This window comes from Streptomyces sp. NPDC059454 (assembly GCF_042749965.1).
GTDB lineage: Bacteria > Actinomycetota > Actinomycetes > Streptomycetales > Streptomycetaceae > Streptomyces.
The window spans coordinates 58,107-74,088 of the sequence record NZ_JBHYVC010000029.1 but is presented as its reverse complement, the minus strand read 5'-3'; the positions used below and the strand labels follow the sequence as shown (position 1 = coordinate 74,088).

General features: G+C 68.4%; 14 protein-coding genes, 1 tRNA gene and 1 pseudogene. 8 read left to right on the top strand and 8 right to left on the bottom strand.

Annotated features, from left to right (window positions below):
* Position 1: 1 nt before the first annotated feature.
* The 6 genes and pseudogenes from ACFXAE_RS20960 to ACFXAE_RS20935 all read left to right on the top strand — a co-directional run.
* On the top strand, positions 2–511 hold the full coding sequence (locus ACFXAE_RS20960) for an FHA domain-containing protein (RefSeq protein ID WP_384716816.1): 510 nt from the start codon (positions 2–4) through the stop codon (positions 509–511).
* 141 nt (positions 512–652) lie between these two features.
* A complete protein-coding gene (locus ACFXAE_RS20955) occupies positions 653–2,194 on the top strand; it encodes a Stp1/IreP family PP2C-type Ser/Thr phosphatase (protein ID WP_384716813.1) in 1,542 nt (513 codons plus the stop codon).
* Positions 2,195–2,221: 27 nt separating this feature from the next.
* Positions 2,222–3,661: an FtsW/RodA/SpoVE family cell cycle protein gene (locus ACFXAE_RS20950; protein ID WP_384716810.1), complete on the top strand. Its 1,440-nt coding sequence runs from the start codon at positions 2,222–2,224 to the stop codon at positions 3,659–3,661.
* Positions 3,658–5,124, top strand: coding sequence for a peptidoglycan D,D-transpeptidase FtsI family protein (locus ACFXAE_RS20945; protein ID WP_384716807.1), 1,467 nt, complete (start codon positions 3,658–3,660; stop codon positions 5,122–5,124). The genes ACFXAE_RS20950 and ACFXAE_RS20945 overlap by 4 nt, the downstream gene beginning before the upstream one ends.
* A gap of 168 nt (positions 5,125–5,292) precedes the next feature.
* Complete coding sequence (pknB, locus tag ACFXAE_RS20940; RefSeq protein ID WP_384716804.1) at positions 5,293–7,296, top strand: Stk1 family PASTA domain-containing Ser/Thr kinase; 2,004 nt, start codon at positions 5,293–5,295, stop codon at positions 7,294–7,296.
* A gap of 292 nt (positions 7,297–7,588) precedes the next feature.
* A pseudogene (locus ACFXAE_RS20935) lies at positions 7,589–8,428 on the top strand (restriction endonuclease); the annotation flags it as partial.
* Between the two features lie 183 nt (positions 8,429–8,611).
* On the opposite strand, the gene ACFXAE_RS20930 reads toward ACFXAE_RS20935, so the two are convergent.
* From ACFXAE_RS20930 to ACFXAE_RS20910, 5 genes are all read right to left on the bottom strand, one after another.
* Positions 8,612–9,373, bottom strand: coding sequence for a class E sortase (locus ACFXAE_RS20930; protein ID WP_384716801.1), 762 nt, complete (start codon positions 9,371–9,373; stop codon positions 8,612–8,614).
* 13 nt (positions 9,374–9,386) lie between these two features.
* Positions 9,387–10,514, bottom strand: a complete 1,128-nt coding sequence (locus tag ACFXAE_RS20925; RefSeq protein WP_384716798.1) for a class E sortase — start codon at positions 10,512–10,514, stop codon at positions 9,387–9,389.
* Complete coding sequence (locus tag ACFXAE_RS20920; protein ID WP_384716795.1) at positions 10,511–11,149, bottom strand: aminodeoxychorismate/anthranilate synthase component II; 639 nt, start codon at positions 11,147–11,149, stop codon at positions 10,511–10,513. Before ACFXAE_RS20920 ends, ACFXAE_RS20925 begins: the two co-directional genes overlap by 4 nt.
* Positions 11,146–11,307 (bottom strand): hypothetical protein, encoded by a 162-nt coding sequence (locus tag ACFXAE_RS20915; protein WP_217133066.1) that lies wholly within the window; start codon positions 11,305–11,307, stop codon positions 11,146–11,148. The genes ACFXAE_RS20920 and ACFXAE_RS20915 overlap by 4 nt, the downstream gene beginning before the upstream one ends.
* A 198-nt stretch (positions 11,308–11,505) precedes the next feature.
* On the bottom strand, positions 11,506–12,285 hold the full coding sequence (locus ACFXAE_RS20910) for a DUF881 domain-containing protein (protein WP_384716791.1): 780 nt from the start codon (positions 12,283–12,285) through the stop codon (positions 11,506–11,508).
* Positions 12,286–12,428: 143 nt separating this feature from the next.
* Here ACFXAE_RS20910 and crgA point away from each other — a divergent pair, with 143 nt between their 5' ends.
* Positions 12,429–12,683: a cell division protein CrgA gene (gene crgA / locus ACFXAE_RS20905; protein WP_384716788.1), complete on the top strand. Its 255-nt coding sequence runs from the start codon at positions 12,429–12,431 to the stop codon at positions 12,681–12,683.
* A 278-nt stretch (positions 12,684–12,961) separates the two neighbouring features.
* On the opposite strand, the gene ACFXAE_RS20900 is transcribed toward crgA, so the two are convergent.
* Positions 12,962–13,849 (bottom strand): rhomboid family intramembrane serine protease, encoded by an 888-nt coding sequence (locus ACFXAE_RS20900; RefSeq protein ID WP_384716785.1) that lies wholly within the window; start codon positions 13,847–13,849, stop codon positions 12,962–12,964.
* A 104-nt stretch (positions 13,850–13,953) separates the two neighbouring features.
* A complete protein-coding gene (locus ACFXAE_RS20895) occupies positions 13,954–14,481 on the bottom strand; it encodes a peptidylprolyl isomerase (RefSeq protein ID WP_217128012.1) in 528 nt (175 codons plus the stop codon).
* 339 nt (positions 14,482–14,820) lie between these two features.
* Between ACFXAE_RS20895 and ACFXAE_RS20890 the strand changes: the two genes are divergently transcribed.
* The gene (locus tag ACFXAE_RS20890) at positions 14,821–15,525 is read left to right on the top strand and encodes a DUF5324 family protein (protein ID WP_384716782.1); all 705 of its coding nucleotides are present in this window, start codon (positions 14,821–14,823) and stop codon (positions 15,523–15,525) included.
* A 124-nt stretch (positions 15,526–15,649) separates the two neighbouring features.
* Here ACFXAE_RS20890 and ACFXAE_RS20885 read toward each other — a convergent pair.
* Positions 15,650–15,722, bottom strand: a tRNA-Ala gene (locus tag ACFXAE_RS20885).
* Between the last annotated feature and the right edge of the window lie 260 nt (positions 15,723–15,982).

The following is a 15,982-nucleotide window of genomic DNA, read 5'->3' as shown; positions in this document are numbered from 1 at the left end:
AATGTCAGAGCTGACCCTCACGGTCATGCGGCTGGGGTTCCTGGCCGTACTGTGGCTGTTCGTGATCGTGGCCGTGCAGGTCATCCGGAGTGACCTGTTCGGCACCCGGGTCACCCAGCGCGGATCACGGCGGGAAGCCGGCCGGCAACAGCAGGCCGCCCGCCAGGCACCTCCGCAGCAGCGCCAGCAGTCCGGCGGCGGTCGCCGCGGCCGTAACACCCCCACCAAGCTGGTCGTGACCGAGGGCACCCTCACCGGTACCACCGTCGCCCTCCAGGGCCAGACCATCACCCTGGGCCGGGCGCACGACAGCACGATCGTGCTGGACGACGACTACGCCTCCAGCCGCCATGCCAGGATCTACCCGGACCGCGACGGCCAGTGGATCGTCGAGGACCTGGGCTCCACCAACGGCACCTACCTGGACCGGACCCGGCTGACGACCCCCACACCGATTTCGCTGGGCGCACCGATCCGCATCGGCAAGACCGTCATCGAGCTGCGGAAGTAGTGCTACACCAATGAATGAGCGCGAGCGGAGCGAGCACGCAGTGGGGGTCCCCACCCAGGGTCCCGGCGCGCTCCCGACCGGAGGGTGGGCAGTGTGGCTCGACACGACCGGCTGTACCCGGAGCCGACTGGCGAGGTGCGCATGAGCCTGTCTCTGCGCTTCGCCGCCGGATCGCACAAGGGCATGATCCGGGAGGGCAACGAGGACTCCGGTTACGCCGGTCCCCGTCTGCTCGCCATCGCCGACGGCATGGGCGGCGCCGCCGCCGGCGAGGTCGCCTCCTCCGAGGCGATCTCCACCATCGTCGCCCTCGACGACGACGTCCCCGGCTCCGACCTGCTCACCTCGCTCGGCACCGCCGTCCAGCGCGCCAACGACCAACTGCGCATGATGGTCGAGGAGGACCCTCAGCTCGAGGGCATGGGCACCACCCTGACCGCCCTGCTGTGGACCGGTCAGCGCCTCGGCATGGTGCACGTCGGCGACTCCCGGGCCTACCTCCTGCGCGACGGCGTCCTCACCCAGATCACCCAGGACCACACCTGGGTGCAGCGTCTGGTCGACGAGGGCCGGATCACCGAGGAGGAGGCCACCACCCACCCGCAGCGCTCCCTGCTGATGCGGGCCCTCGGCAGTGGCGAGCACGTCGAACCCGACCTGTCCATCCGCGAGGTCCGGGCCGGCGACCGGTACCTGATCTGCTCCGACGGCCTGTCCGGCGTGGTCTCCCACCAGACCCTCGAGGACGCCCTGGCCAGCTACCAGGGCCCCGAGGAGACCGTCCAGAACCTGATCGAGCTGGCCCTGCGCGGCGGCGGTCCCGACAACATCACCGTGATCGTCGCCGACGTCCTGGACCTCGACACCGGCGACACCCTCGCCGGGCAGCTGTCCGACACCCCGGTCGTGGTCGGCGCCGTGGCCGAGAACCAGAACCAGCTCTCCGACAACGGCATCATGCAGACCCCCGCCGGCCGCGCCTCCGGTCTCGGCCGCCGGCGCCAGGAAGGCGGCGGGGGCGAGTTCGGCCCGCCCGGCAGCGGCGACATCACCGGCTTCATCCCCACCGACGGCTTCGCCTACGGCGACGACGACTTCGTCAAACCCGCCAAGAACCGCCGGTGGCTCAAGCGGTCCGTCTACAGCCTGCTCGCGCTCGCCGTCCTCGGCGGCGGCCTGTACGGCGGCTGGCGCTGGACCCAGACGCAGTACTACGTCGGCACCAAGGGCGAACACGTCGCCCTGTACCAGGGCATCAGCCAGGACCTGGCCTGGGTCTCCCTCTCCGAGATCGAGAAGGACCACCCGGAGATCGAACTCAAGTACCTGCCGCCCTACCAGCGGAAGCTGGTCGAGGCGACCATCGCCGAAGGCGACCTCTACGGCGCCCGCGCGAAGATCGAGGAACTGTCGGTACAGGCCTCCGCGTGCAGGAAGCAGGCCGAACGGCGCTCCGCCGAGAGCGAGAAGAACGCGAAGACCGGCGAGGGCGAGGCCGGAGGCACCACGGGAACCACACCCGCCTCCTTCACGTCCAAGGCCTCGCCGACGCCGAATCCCTCGGGCTCGGCGAAGGCCCCGGAGCAGTCCACGCCCCCGTCCACGACCGCACCCACTTCCAGCCCCGGCCCCAGCCTCTCGGAGGAGGAGCAGAAGGTCGTCTCGCTGTGCGGTAAGCAGTAGGCAAGCCGTGAGAGGCCCTGTCACACGATGAGCAGTACTACCAACCCGTCGACGCAGCACACGTCCACGATCGGCGCGATCGGAGCGCCCAGCCGCCGCAACACCGAGCTGGCGCTCCTGGTGTTCGCCGTCGTCATCCCGGTCTTCGCCTACGCCAACGTGGGGCTCGCCCTCAACGGCGAGATGCCCACCGGGCTGCTGAGCTACGGCCTGGGCCTCGGCCTGATGGCGGGCGTCGGTCACCTCGCCGTACGGAAGTTCGCCCCGTACGCGGACCCGCTGATGCTGCCGCTGGCCACCCTGCTCAACGGCATCGGCCTGGTCGCCATCTGGCGCCTGGACCAGTCGAAGCGACTGCAGGCGAGCAGCACGTTCGTCGAGGCGGCGCCGCGCCAGCTGATGTACTCCGCGCTCGGCATCGCCCTGTTCGTGGCCGTGCTGTTCTTCCTCAAGGACCACCGCGTCCTGCAGCGCTACACCTACATCTCCATGGCCGGCGCGCTGATCCTGCTGCTGCTGCCGCTGGTCCCGGGCCTCGGCCACGACAACTTCGGCGCCAAGATCTGGATCAAGATCCCCGGTCTCGGCACCCTCCAGCCCGGTGAGTTCGCCAAGATCGTCCTCGCGGTCTTCTTCGCGGGTTACCTCATGGTCAAACGCGACGCCCTGGCCCTCGCCAGCCGCCGCTTCATGGGGCTCTACCTGCCCCGCGGACGCGACCTCGGCCCGATCATCGTCGTCTGGATCATCTCCATCCTGATCCTGGTCTTCGAGACCGACCTCGGCACCTCGCTGCTGTTCTTCGGCATGTTCGTGATCATGCTGTACGTCGCCACCGAGCGGACCAGCTGGATCGTGTTCGGCCTGCTGATGTCCGGAGCCGGCGCCGTCGGCGTCGCCTCCTTCGAGCCCCACGTACAGCAGCGTGTCCAGGCCTGGCTCGACCCGATGCGCGAGTTCGAACTCAGCCGGGAAGGCGTCATCGGCCACACCGAGCAGTCCATGCAGGCCCTCTGGGCGTTCGGCTCCGGCGGCACCCTCGGCACCGGCTGGGGCCAGGGCCACTCCGACCTCATCGGCTTCGCCGCCAACTCCGACTTCATCCTCGCCACCTTCGGCGAGGAACTCGGCCTGGCCGGCGTCATGGCGCTGCTCCTGCTCTACGCGTTGATCGTGGAGCGCGGCGTGCGCACCTCCCTCGCCGCCCGCGACCCGTTCGGCAAGCTGCTCGCCATCGGCCTCTCCGGCGCCTTCGCCCTCCAGATCTTCGTCGTCGCCGGCGGCGTCATGAGCCTGATCCCGCTGACCGGTATGACGATGCCCTTCCTGGCGTACGGCGGTTCCTCCGTCATCGCCAACTGGGCGCTGATCGGCATCCTGCTCAGAATCAGCGACACCGCCCGCCGTCCGGCGCCCGCCCCCGCCGCCAACCCCGACGCCGAGATGACCCAGGTGGTCCGCCCGTGAACAAACCCCTGCGCCGGGTCGCGATCTTCTGCGGCCTGCTCATCCTCGCCCTGCTCGTCCGGGGCAACTGGCTGCAGTACGCCCAGGCCGACAAGCTGGCCTCCGACGACAAGAACCGCCGCGTCAACATCGAGCGCTACGCCACCCCGCGCGGCAACATCATCGTCGACGGCAAGGCGATCACCGGGTCCGTCGAGTCCAAGAGCGGTGACTACAAGTTCAAGCGCACCTGGACCGACGGTGCCATGTGGGCGCCCATCACCGGCTACTCCTCCCAGGCCTTCGGCTCCAACCAGCTGGAGAAGCTGGAGGACGGCATCCTCACCGGCAACGACGACCGGCTCTTCTTCCGCAACACCCTGGACATGATCACGGGCAAGCCGAAGGAAGGCGGCAGCGTCGTCACCACCCTCGACGCCGCCGCGCAGAAGGCCGCGTACGAAGGTCTCGGCGACAAGAAGGGCGCCGTCGCCGCGATCGAACCGGCGACCGGCAAGATCCTGGCGCTCGTCTCCACGCCGTCCTACGACCCGTCGAAGTTCGCCGGAGCCTCCGACGAGGACGCCGAGGCCTGGAAGAAGGTCCAGAAGGAGAACAACCCCGACGACCCGATGCTGAACCGGGCGCTGCGCGAAACCTACTCTCCGGGCTCCACCTTCAAGGTGGTCACCGCCGCGGCGGCGCTGGAGAAGGGCTTGGTCACCGACATCGACGCCAAGACCGACACGCCGGAACCGTGGATCATGCCGGACACCACCACGCCCCTGCGGAACCACGGGAACATCCCCTGTGAGAACGCCACCCTGCGCGTGGCCATGCAGTACTCCTGCAACAGCGTCTTCGGCAAGCTCAGCCACGAGGTCGGCAACGAGCAGATGATCGAGTACGCGGAGAAGTTCGGCTTCAACAACCCGGAGCTGGACACCCCCGTCCGCGCCGCCGAGAGCGTCTTCCCCGAGGACAACAGGTCGCAGAACGCCATGGCCGGCATCGGCCAGGCCTCCAACCGCGCCACCCCGCTCCAGATGGCCATGGTCACCGCGGCCATCGCCAACGACGGCAAGCTGATGAAGCCGTACATGGTCGACCAGCTCAAGGCCGCGGACCTGGACACCATCGAGACGACCGAACCGCAGGAGCTGTCCCAGCCCGTCTCCCCGGAGAACGCGCAGAAGATCCAGGAAATGATGGAGACCGTCGTCGAGGACGGCACCGGAGGCAACGCCCGGATCGACGGCGTCACCGTCGGTGGCAAGACCGGTACGGCCGAGCGCGGCGTCAACAACAGCGAGACGCCCTACGCCTGGTTCATCTCGTACGCCAAGACCGACGAGGGTTCCCCGGTCGCCGTCGCCGTCGTCGTCGAGGACAGCAACGCGACCGGTGCCGACATCAGCGGTGGCGGCCTGGCCGCACCGATCGCCAAGGACGTGATGGAAGCGGTCATCAAGGGCAAGCAGTGACCCCGGTCACGTTTGCTTCACATCGGTGCACGTTGCGGTACCGGTCCCGTATCGGCTGACGCACTTGGCCAGGTCACACAAAAAGAGCCGGGTACGGTAGGCCCGGACGGCAGCCTCCGGCGGCACGCGTGTGCCGCCCGGGACCGACGGAGAGGGCTGGTAGTAGCTATGGAAGAGCCGCGTCGCCTCGGCGGCCGGTACGAGCTGGGCCCGGTGCTCGGCCGTGGTGGCATGGCGGAGGTTTACCACGCGCATGACACCAGGCTCGGGCGCCAGGTGGCGGTGAAGACGCTGCGCGCGGATCTCGCACGCGACCCGTCCTTCCAGGCCCGGTTCCGCCGGGAGGCCCAGTCGGCCGCCTCGCTCAACCACCCCGCGATCGTGGCGGTCTACGACACGGGCGAGGACTACATCGACAACGTGTCGATCCCGTACATCGTCATGGAGTACGTCGACGGCTCCACGCTCCGCGAGCTCCTGCACAGCGGCCGCAAGCTGCTGCCGGAGCGCACGCTGGAGATGACCATCGGTATCCTCCAGGCCCTGGAGTACTCCCACCGGGCCGGCATCGTCCACCGCGACATCAAGCCGGCCAACGTCATGCTGACGCGCAACGGCCAGGTCAAGGTCATGGACTTCGGCATCGCCCGCGCGATGGGCGACTCCGGCATGACGATGACCCAGACCTCGGCCGTCATCGGCACCGCGCAGTACCTCTCGCCGGAGCAGGCCAAGGGCGAGCAGGTCGACGCGCGGTCCGACCTGTACTCCACCGGCTGCCTGCTGTACGAGCTGCTGACCGTCCGGCCGCCCTTCGTGGGCGACTCCCCGGTCGCGGTCGCCTACCAGCACGTACGGGAGGAACCGCAGCCGCCGAGCGTCTTCGACCCCGAGATCACGCCCGAGATGGACGCGATCGTACTGAAGGCGCTGGTCAAGGACCCCGACTACCGGTACCAGTCGGCCGACGAGATGCGCGCCGACATCGAGGCCTGCCTCGACGGCCAGCCCGTCGCCGCGACCGCCGCACTGGGCGCGGTCGGCTACGGCGGCTACCCCGACGACCAGCCGACGACGGCCCTGCGCCAGGACGCCGGCGCCGGGGCGGCGACCTCGATGCTGCCGCCCATGAACCCGGACGACGGTGGCTACGGCTACGACGACCGCCAGAGCCGCCGCCGTCAGCCGAAGAAGAACAACACCTCGACGATATTGCTGGTCGTGGCGGGCGTCCTGGTCCTCATCGGCGCGATCCTGATCGGCCGCTGGGCCATCAGCGGCGACGGCGTGGGCAACGACACCGTCGCGACCCCGACCTTCGTCGGCCAGACCAAAGCGGACGCCGAAAAACTCGCCGTCAACAGCGACTTGAAACTCACCTTCGAAGAGAAGCCCTGCGAGGACCAGAGCAAGGGCAAGATCTGCGACCAGGACCCCGACCCGGACACGAAGGTCGACAAGGAGTCCACCGTCAACCTGGTGGTCTCGACCGGGGCGCCGAAGGTGGCGGTGCCGAGCGTCGTGGGCGACAGCGTCGAGGACGCCAAGGCAGAGCTCGAGGGCGACAAGTATGAGTTCGCCGTGGAGGTCAAGGAAGAGGTGAGCGCCGAGGAACCGGGGACCGTCATCGAGCAGGACCCGGGCCTCGGCGAGGAGGTGGAGAAGGGCAGCACGATCGCCCTCACCGTCGCCAAGGAGGCGGACAAGGCCACCGTGCCCGACGTCACCAACAGGACCTGCGACGAGGCCAAGACGCAGATGACCGCCAACGAGCTCGTCGGCAACTGCGTCGAGGTGGAGACGGACAACCAGGCCCTGGTCGGCAAGGTCGTCGGAACCGATCCCGTGCAGGGCACCCAGCTCGCCAAGAACTCGCCGGTGACCATCCAGATCGGCAAGGCCAAGGAGAACCAGCAGGTCGCGGTCCCGAACGTCAACGGGCAGACTCTCAAGGACGCCCGGAGGATGATCGGGGAAGCCGGACTCGTGGTCGGCGACATCGCCGGTTCCCAGGACGAGAACTCCCGTGTCGTCGCGTCCAACCCCGGTCAGGGCAACCCTGTCGACAAGGGCACGACGGTCAGCCTGGTCACCGTGGACCAGGGCGGCAACAACGGCGGCAACGACGGCGGCATCTTCGGCGGCCTCACCGGCGGCCGCGAGGACGACTGACGCGTAGCCCCGCGGTACGACAAGAGCCCCGGCCCTCTTCGAAGAGGGCCGGGGCTCCCTTCATGAGCCCGTTCTGTACACGCGTCCTCGCCTCGCTCTTGCCTTCGCCTGTCACCGCTCGTTGATCGGGTGGGGTGGGACATCTGGAGTTCTGCCCCGACCACGAAACCGAAAGGGGCAGAAGGTGATCGACGAATCCGCACTGCTGGAGTCGAAGACTCTGCGCGGCAGCGTGCCGGACCGGACGGACGTCCTCGACAAGGTCAAGGCTCTGTCGCTACTGCCGGACGGAATGCACGTGACGACGGCGATGGTGGCGGCGTACTTCGAGGTCACGATCGAAGCCGTCCGACAACTGACCAAACGCCACCGCGAAGAGCTCGAAGTCAATGGAATGGCGGTACTCCGAGGCCCTGAACTGCGGCAATTCGAGAGTGACAACATGTCACGCTCGCTGGGAAGTTATCCACAGGCCCGTCGGAGCCTCACCGTCTACTCCCGACGAGCCGTCCTCAACGTCGCGATGCTCCTCCGCGACAGCGCTGTCGCCCGTCAGGTACGCACGTACCTGCTCGACATGGAGTACCTGACCCGCACACAGCCTGTGGAAAACTTTCCGCACCCCGGCACCGTCCTGCTCGACGACCGTATCGACCAGCGCATCACCCACATCCTCGGCACGACGGTCGTACCGATGTTCAACGCCCTGATCGCCACATCCGGTGAACACCGCCGCGAACTCATCGAGCTTCGCGAGGACATCGAGAACGTCGAACGCACGCTGTGCCGGCACCACCGCCGGATCAGCGCTCTGGAGGAAGGGATTCCGACAGACCGGGTCAGGGACTCCATCGCGGCCATGACCTGGCAGGCGTTCGAACGTCACGTGGCCGGCCTGCTGCGCCGGGACGGCTGCGGCGACGTCGTCGTACGACAGAGCCACATCGACCGGGGCATCGGCATCACCGCGCGGACGGCCGACGGCCGTACCGTCGCGGTCCGGTGCAAGAACCGGGCGGGCCGCCGCCACGTGCCGAGCTCGGACATGCAGAGGTTCGCCGGAGCCGCACGAGCCGTCGAACGCGTCGATGTCGCCCTGTTCGTCACCACGTCCTGCTTCAGCCACGAAGCACAGGCGATCGCCGACCTGAGCGGAGTCCTCACCGTGGACCGTAGGGAGCTGGAGGCGTGGAGCGCCGGAGCGCGGCTGAAGGCACTCCGCCAGGCCCGGGAGAAGAAGGCCCGAAGCCGCAAGAGCAAGTTGCGGCTTCGGGCCTTCGCCATGTTAGGCAACCGACCCCCTTGGCAGGGGGAGTCAGCGCAGTTCCTCCGGCGGTGTCCGCTCCTCGTCCACCTTCTCCGTGCGGACCAGTTCGCCCCACACGATGTACCGGTACTTGCTGGTGTACACCGGTGTGCAGGTGGTCAGCGTGATGTAGTGGCCGGCCTTCTTCCTGCCGGACTCCTTCGGGATCTTCCCGAGGACGTCGACGTTGTACTTCGAGGTCTCGGGGAGGATGCCGTAGACCTTGTAGACGTACCACGTGTCCTTCGTCTCGAAGACGATCGGGTCGCCCTTCTCGATCCTGTGGATGCCGTGGAACTTCGCGCCGTGCCCGTCCCGGTGGGCGGCGAGGGAGAAGTTGCCCTTCTTCCCGGAGGTCGGCACGGTCGCCTTCACCGGGTCGGTGTAGTAGCCGGCGACGCCGTCGTTGAGGACCTTCATCGACGTGCCCTTCTCAACGAGGATCTCGTCACCGGTCATCGCGGGCACGTGCAGGAAGCCGATGCCGTTCCCGCTGTCGTAGGAGACGGGACCACCGCCCGCTGCGCCGGGCTCCCGGGACCAGGAGTCGCGGACCTTGTCCGCCTGCTGGCCCGCCGCGCGGTCCGCGACGACGTTCGTCCACCACAGCGAGTAGACGACGAACAGGCCGAGCACCAGGCCCGCGGTGATGAGGAGTTCCCCGAAGAAGCTGACGACCATCGCCACCGGACCCATGCGGCGGCGAGCCGGAGGCGGCGAGGACGCGGGCGCGTCGGTGTGCTCTTCGGTGCCGTCGGTGGTCGATGCCACGTTTCCTCTGCCCTTAACTGACGAGCGCATCCGGCTTGCCCTTGCTGCGCGGCCGTTCCTCGACCATCTTGCCCCAGACGATCAAGCGGTACTTGCTGGTGAACTCCGGTGTGCACGTGGTCAGCGTGATGTAGCGGCCGGGCCCGGTGAAGCCCGAGCCCTTCGGCACCGGTTCGAGGACGCTCACATTGCTCGGCGGCGTGACCGGGAGGATCGACGCCATCTTGTAGACGAAGTACTCGTCCTGCGTCTCCACCACGATCGGGTCGCCCGGCTCCAGCCGGTTGATGTACCGGAACGGCTCCCCGTGCGTGTTGCGGTGCCCCGCCAACCCGAAGTTGCCGGTCTTCGCGTCCGGCATCGCCGTCTTCAGCGCACCCTCCGCGTAGTGCCCCACCATGCCGCGGTCGAGCACCTTCTTGCTGTCGATGCCCTCCGCGATCGGCACCACCACGTCCAGCCTGGGGATGTGCAGCAGCGCGAAGCCCTGCCCCGGCTCGAACGCCCCCGGCTTGCGCTCACCGCTCGCCCAGTCGTCCTGGAGGTCGCTGACCTCCTTGCCGGCCTGCGCGTGCGCCCGCACGTTCGTCCACCACAGCTGGTAGGTGACGAACAGCAGCATCAGCACACCACAGGTAATGAACACCTCACCGATCACCCGGCTCGCGACGACCGCCGGACTCGCCTTGCGCGCCCGCGCCTGCCGACGCGCCTCCATCCGCGACAGCGGCGCCCGTGACGCCCCCTCGGACGCCTCTGAGGCCCCTTCCAGGCCCGCGCCCATGCCGGGGGCCTCCGCGGCCTTGTGAGCGCCTCCACGGCGCCCGTGACGCTTTTTGGCGGCCTTCCTGCGGGCCGCGCGCCCGCCCGATGCCGCCGAGGGAGCCGGCGCGGACTCCTCACCCGCCGTTCGCTCCGGCGGCCCGGGGATCCGCAGCGCCACCGTCTCCTCGTCGACCGGCGGCAGATACGCGGTGCTCCCGGAAGCGCCGCCGTAGGAGTCGGACGTCGTGTCGTCGTACCAGCCGTCCCCGTACGCACCCGGCGCCCCGTACGGCTGCCCGCCGTACGGGGTGCCCTGTTCGCCGGCGCCGCCGTAGGCGTCGGCGCCGGACTCGCGCTCGGGGCGCAGCGCGGTCACGCCGAGGACCTGCCCACCACCGGGGCGAGCCCCGCCGACCTCGCCACCGCGCCCTCGTCGCCGCACTCCACCAGCCAGTTGGCCAGCATCCGGTGACCGTGCTCGGTCAGCACCGACTCGGGATGGAACTGCACGCCCTCGACCAGGAGTTCACGGTGCCTCAGCCCCATCACCATGCCGTCCGGCGTCCTGGCCGTGACCTCCAGCTCCGCCGGCACCGTGGCCGGTTCGGCGGCCAGCGAGTGGTAGCGGGTCGCCGTGAACGGGGAGGGCAGGCCCGCGAAGACGCCCTTGCCCCCGTGCTCCACCGGCGACGTCTTGCCGTGCAGCAGCTCGGGCGCACGGCCCACGACACCGCCGTACGCCACCTGCATCGACTGCATGCCGAGGCAGACGCCGAAGACCGGCACCCCGGTGGAGGCGCAGTGCCGCACCATGTCCACGCAGACCCCGGCCTCCTCGGGAGTACCGGGCCCCGGCGACAACAGCACCCCGTCGAAACCGTCCTGCGCGTGCGCCGTCGACACCTCGTCGTTGCGCAGGACCTCGCACTCGGCGCCCAGCTGGTACAGGTACTGGACCAGGTTGAAGACGAAGCTGTCGTAGTTGTCGACGACGAGAATGCGCGCGCTCACTGGTTGTCCACCGTCACATCGTTGAAGGGCAGCAGCGGCTCGGCCCACGGAAAGACGTACTGGAAGAGGACGTAGACCACAGCGATGACCAGCACCAGTGAGAGCAGTGCCCGCACCCATGCGTTGCCCGGCAGATGCCGCCAGATCCAGCTGTACATGCCGTCCCTTCCGTCGTACCACGGCACCAGATCCACGCCGTACGCCAACAGACTAACGGCGCGACGTCCCCGGTTTCCCGGCCTCCGCAGGCTGTGCGGGATCAGGACGGGCCCGGCCGCGTGCCCCCACGAATACGTGGCTCGGGGCCGATCTCCTCGATGTTCCGGGCATGTTCCACGTGAAACCGGGACGGGCCGCTAATCCACGGGCTTCGCGTGGTGCAGGTCCACCGTGCCCGAGTAGCCGGGCAGGGTCACGGTCCCGTTGTCCTCGACCTGCCAGCCGAGCCCGTAGACGTTGACGTACACCATGTAGTTCTGGATCGCCGGTGAAGCGCTGAGCGCCTTCTTCAGCTTCTCGGGGTCACCGACCGCCGTGATCTTGTACGGCGGCGAGTAGACGCGGCCCTGAAGGATCAGGGTGTTGCCCACACAGCGCACGGCGCTGGTGGAGATCAGCCGCTGGTCCATGACCTTGATGCCCTCGGCGCCGCCCTGCCACATCGCGTTCACCACGGCCTGCAGGTCCTGCTGGTGGATGACCAGGTAGTCGGGCTGCGGCTCGGGGTAGCCGGGGAGCTTGGCGGTGGCGTCCGGCGGCGCGTCGTTCAGGGTGACGGTGATCGCCTCACCCTTGAGCTTCTGCGTGCCGGCGCGTTTCTCCAGGTCGGCGAGCTTGTCGTCCTCCGCCTTGGTACTGCCGTCGTCACGCTCGGCGAGGGACTCCACGTCATCGCGCAACGCGCCGTTGGACTCCTCCAGCTCACCGTTCTTGCGGCTGCGCTCGTGGATCAGGTCGGAGAGCTTCAGCAGCGAGGCGTCCGTGCGGATGTCGGTGCCCTTGGCCGTGTCGAAGCTGGTGAAGAAGAGGAGTCCCGCCAGAGCGAAGACGCCCGCGGTGAGGATGCGCACGGGCCCGGGACGGCGTCGGCGGGCAGGACTGGATTCCTTCCCGGGAAAGTCGGCAGAATTGCTCAACGTACCCTTATCTCCTTCGGCGCCGCGGAAGCACTACGCTAACGGACGCCCGGGGGAGCGCTCAGAGTCCCCTTGTACGCTGCTCCGAGCCCGACCCAGTTCCCCCTGCGCGGCCACGCAGCGCATCGACAGGAGAGACCCTCGTGCCGAAGTCACGTATCCGCAAGAAGGCCGACTACACGCCGCCGGCGGCGAAGCAGACGACCGTGATCAAGCTGACCAACCGCGCCTGGGTCGCGCCGGTGATGCTGGCCCTGTTCCTCATCGGGCTGGCCTGGATCGTCGTCTTCTACGTCACCGACGGCACGTTGCCCATCGACGCCCTGGGCAACTGGAACATCGTGGTGGGCTTCGGGTTCATCGCCGCCGGATTCGGCGTCTCCACCCAGTGGAAGTAACGCTCGCCGCACGGTGAGCGCCCCCTGCCCAGAGCTGTTCCACAGCTCTGGGCAGGGTTGTCCTCTGAGTTATCCACAGCCCTTGTCCACATGTGGACGGGAGACCCGATCTGTGGATAACTTTCGGGACGTTGACGCCGGTGTGACAGAAATATCAGTAACCGAAAATCTGTTCGTATGCTGCCTGACCTGTGGAAACACTGGTCGATCACCCGACGGACAGCCCTTCTTGCACCCTGTGCACAAGATCCACCACCGGCTGTGGACAAACTCGGTGCTCAGGTAAGCTGCGCCGTCCTCAGCACGGTCATCAGGACGACCACGGCCAGCACCAGCGCACACGTCCCGTACTGCACGAGCGCCCGCCGCTCCCGCGGGGCGTGCACCATGGCGTACCCGATCACGACACCGGCGACGAACCCGCCCAGGTGGGCCTGCCAGGCGATGTTGCTCCAGCCGAAGGTGATGATCACGTTGATCACCAGCAGGGCGATGATCGGACGCATGTCCTGGTTGAGCCGGCGCATCAGTACGGCGGTCGCGCCGAAGAGGCCGAAGATCGCGCCGGACGCGCCGAGCGAGGCCGTGCTCCCCGCAGCCAGCAGATAGGTCAGCGCACTGCCCGCCAGGCCGGAGATCAGATAGAGCGCGAGATGACGAGCACGTCCCAGAGCCTGCTCCAGCGGCCCGCCGAGCCACCACAGGGCCAGCATGTTGAAGCCGATGTGCCAGATCTCCTCGTGCGTGAACACCGAGGTGGCCAGGCGGTACCACTCGCCCTCGGCCACCCCCTCGGTGGGCATGAACGGCGCCGGCGGCCAGACGCCGACCAGTACGAGGGGGTCCAGCAGTGACGGCCGGACCTGTACGGCGATGAACACCGCGAGGTTGATCCCGAGGAGGATCTTGGTGATCAGCCGGGGGTCCGCGGCGACGGCTCCACCGGCGATCGTGCGGGGCATGGAGGCCGTCGGCGCGTGTCCCGTGCCCGAGCCTCCGCGGACGCACTCCGGGCACTGGAACCCGACCGAGGCGTCGACCATGCACTCGGGGCAGATCGGGCGCTCGCACCGGGTGCAGCGGATGCCGGTCTCGCGGCCCGGGTGGCGATAGCAGACAGGAACGCGCTGGGCGTCCTGCGGGCTGCCGGAAGCCTGGTCGTCCATGGGATCCCCTAGGTCGTGTGGAAAAGCCCCGCCCCGCCCATCCTTACGGATGAGCGGGGCGATTGGTTCCCTTCGAGGGCTTTCGCGCTCCGGGGGACGGGTGCTCAGCCCTCGTGGATCTCGACCGACTCGATCACGACGTCGTTCACCGGGCGGTCGGTGCGCGGGTTGGTCGGCGCGGACGCGATGGCGTCGATGACCTTCTGGCTGGCGGCGTCGGCGACCTCGCCGAAGATGGTGTGCTTGCGGTTCAGCCAGGCCGTCGGGGCAACGGTGATGAAGAACTGCGAGCCGTTGGTGCCCGGGCCGGCGTTGGCCATCGCCAGCAGGTAGGGCTTGTCGAAGCGCAGGTCCGGGTGGAACTCGTCCTCGAACTGGTAGCCGGGACCACCGGTGCCGTTGCCCAGCGGGTCTCCGCCCTGGATCATGAAACCGCTGATCACCCGGTGGAAGACCGTGCCGTCGTAGAGCTTGTCCGTGGACTTCGCACCGGTCTGCGGGTGGGTCCACTCCCGCTCGCCCTTGGCGAGCTCGACGAAGTTCTTGACCGTGATCGGCGCCTGGTTCGGGAAGAGCCGGACCTGGATGTCGCCGTGATTGGTCTTCAGGGTGGCGTTGAGCTGCTCAGCCACGATGTGCCTTCCGTTGTCTTTCCGTGACTCCCTGATCCTCGCATGGACGGAGCGCGCAGTCGCCCGGCGTCCGTTCACAGGTGGGCAACCGGGCCGCTTCGCTTGCGGAAAACCGGGTGAGTGGTCCCGTGCCGGGGGCGCGAGGCGGCGATCCGTGGCATTGTCGACGACAAGCTCCCGTTGCCCCGGATTCATCCGCTATTGCAGTTGATATCGCTATCAATCACGTTCATCGGCACCCGGATGCCCGTCCACGCATGCCGCGCGGCAACCCGGCAGGCATGATCCGTAAAAGGGTGGAAAGTCGAAATACCGTACGCCACCGAGGAGGAGGAACCCGTGACCCGCATCGACAGCGTGCGCGCCGCGACCGGTTCGGCGAAGGACAGCGTGCTGCACGCCGCGGAAGTGGTGGCGCCCTACGCCGACACGGCCAAGGTCAGGGCCGCGCACTACGCACAGGAGGCCCGCGTACGGCTCGCGCCCGTGGTGACGCAGGCCACCGGCCACGCCCGCGTCCAGTACGGCACCCATGTGCAGCCCTATCTGGAGCAGGCCCGGACGCATGTGCCGCCGAAGGTCGACCAGGCCGCTCACCAGGCTGCCGACCGCACCCGCAAGGCCGCCCGGCAGGCGGCGGACTACTCCCGTCCGAGGATCGAGCAGGCGGTGGCCGCCGCCGGTCCCGCGCGGGACGAGGCGGCGGCCCGGGGTGCGGCCGCGCTGGCCGCGCTGCGCGGCCAGGTCTCGGCGCAGCAGATCCAGAAGCTGGTCCGCAAGCAGCGGCGGCGGGCGAAGGCCGGCCGTGTCGCGAAGGCGGTCCTGATTCTGGGTGCCGCGGCAGGCGGCGCCTTCGCCGCCTGGAAGTGGTGGGACAAGCAGGCCAACCCGGACTGGCTGGTGGAGCCGCCGGCCGCGACGGATGTGTCGTCGGGGTCGACGAAGCTGACGTCGGTGGACGGCAGCGACGGGGCCACGCTCGACCCGGAGGTCGAGGCCAAGGAGGCCGCGGAGGAAGCCGCCCGGCGCGACGACCAGGCCTGACGCGCGAGGGCACCAACGGCGCGGTGGGGCAGAAGACTTGAGTGTCTTCTGCCCCACCGCGCCGTTTCACGTGAAACAAGGGACCCCTCCGACCGCGTTTCCGCAGGTGAGAGGGGTCCGAATGTGGAGCCTAGGGGAGTCGAACCCCTGACATCTGCCATGCAAAGACAGCGCTCTACCAACTGAGCTAAGGCCCCGGAGGAAAGCGTCCACCTGCGAGAACTGCATCCCGGTGGGCGCCCGAGACCAGAGTACCGGGTCCCCCCGGGGATTCCGCAAAAAGATTGGGGGTCCCCGTGACCGACCACTCTCCGTAAGATGCTCGGACGTGGGTGGGGGCAACCAACCACCCGTGGTTGGGTGGACCAGGGGGTAGGCGAAGGACGCCCCCCACACGGCATCCACCCCCCAACACCCGGCAAAGCCCCCGAACATGTACACGGAGGCCGAGGGGGCG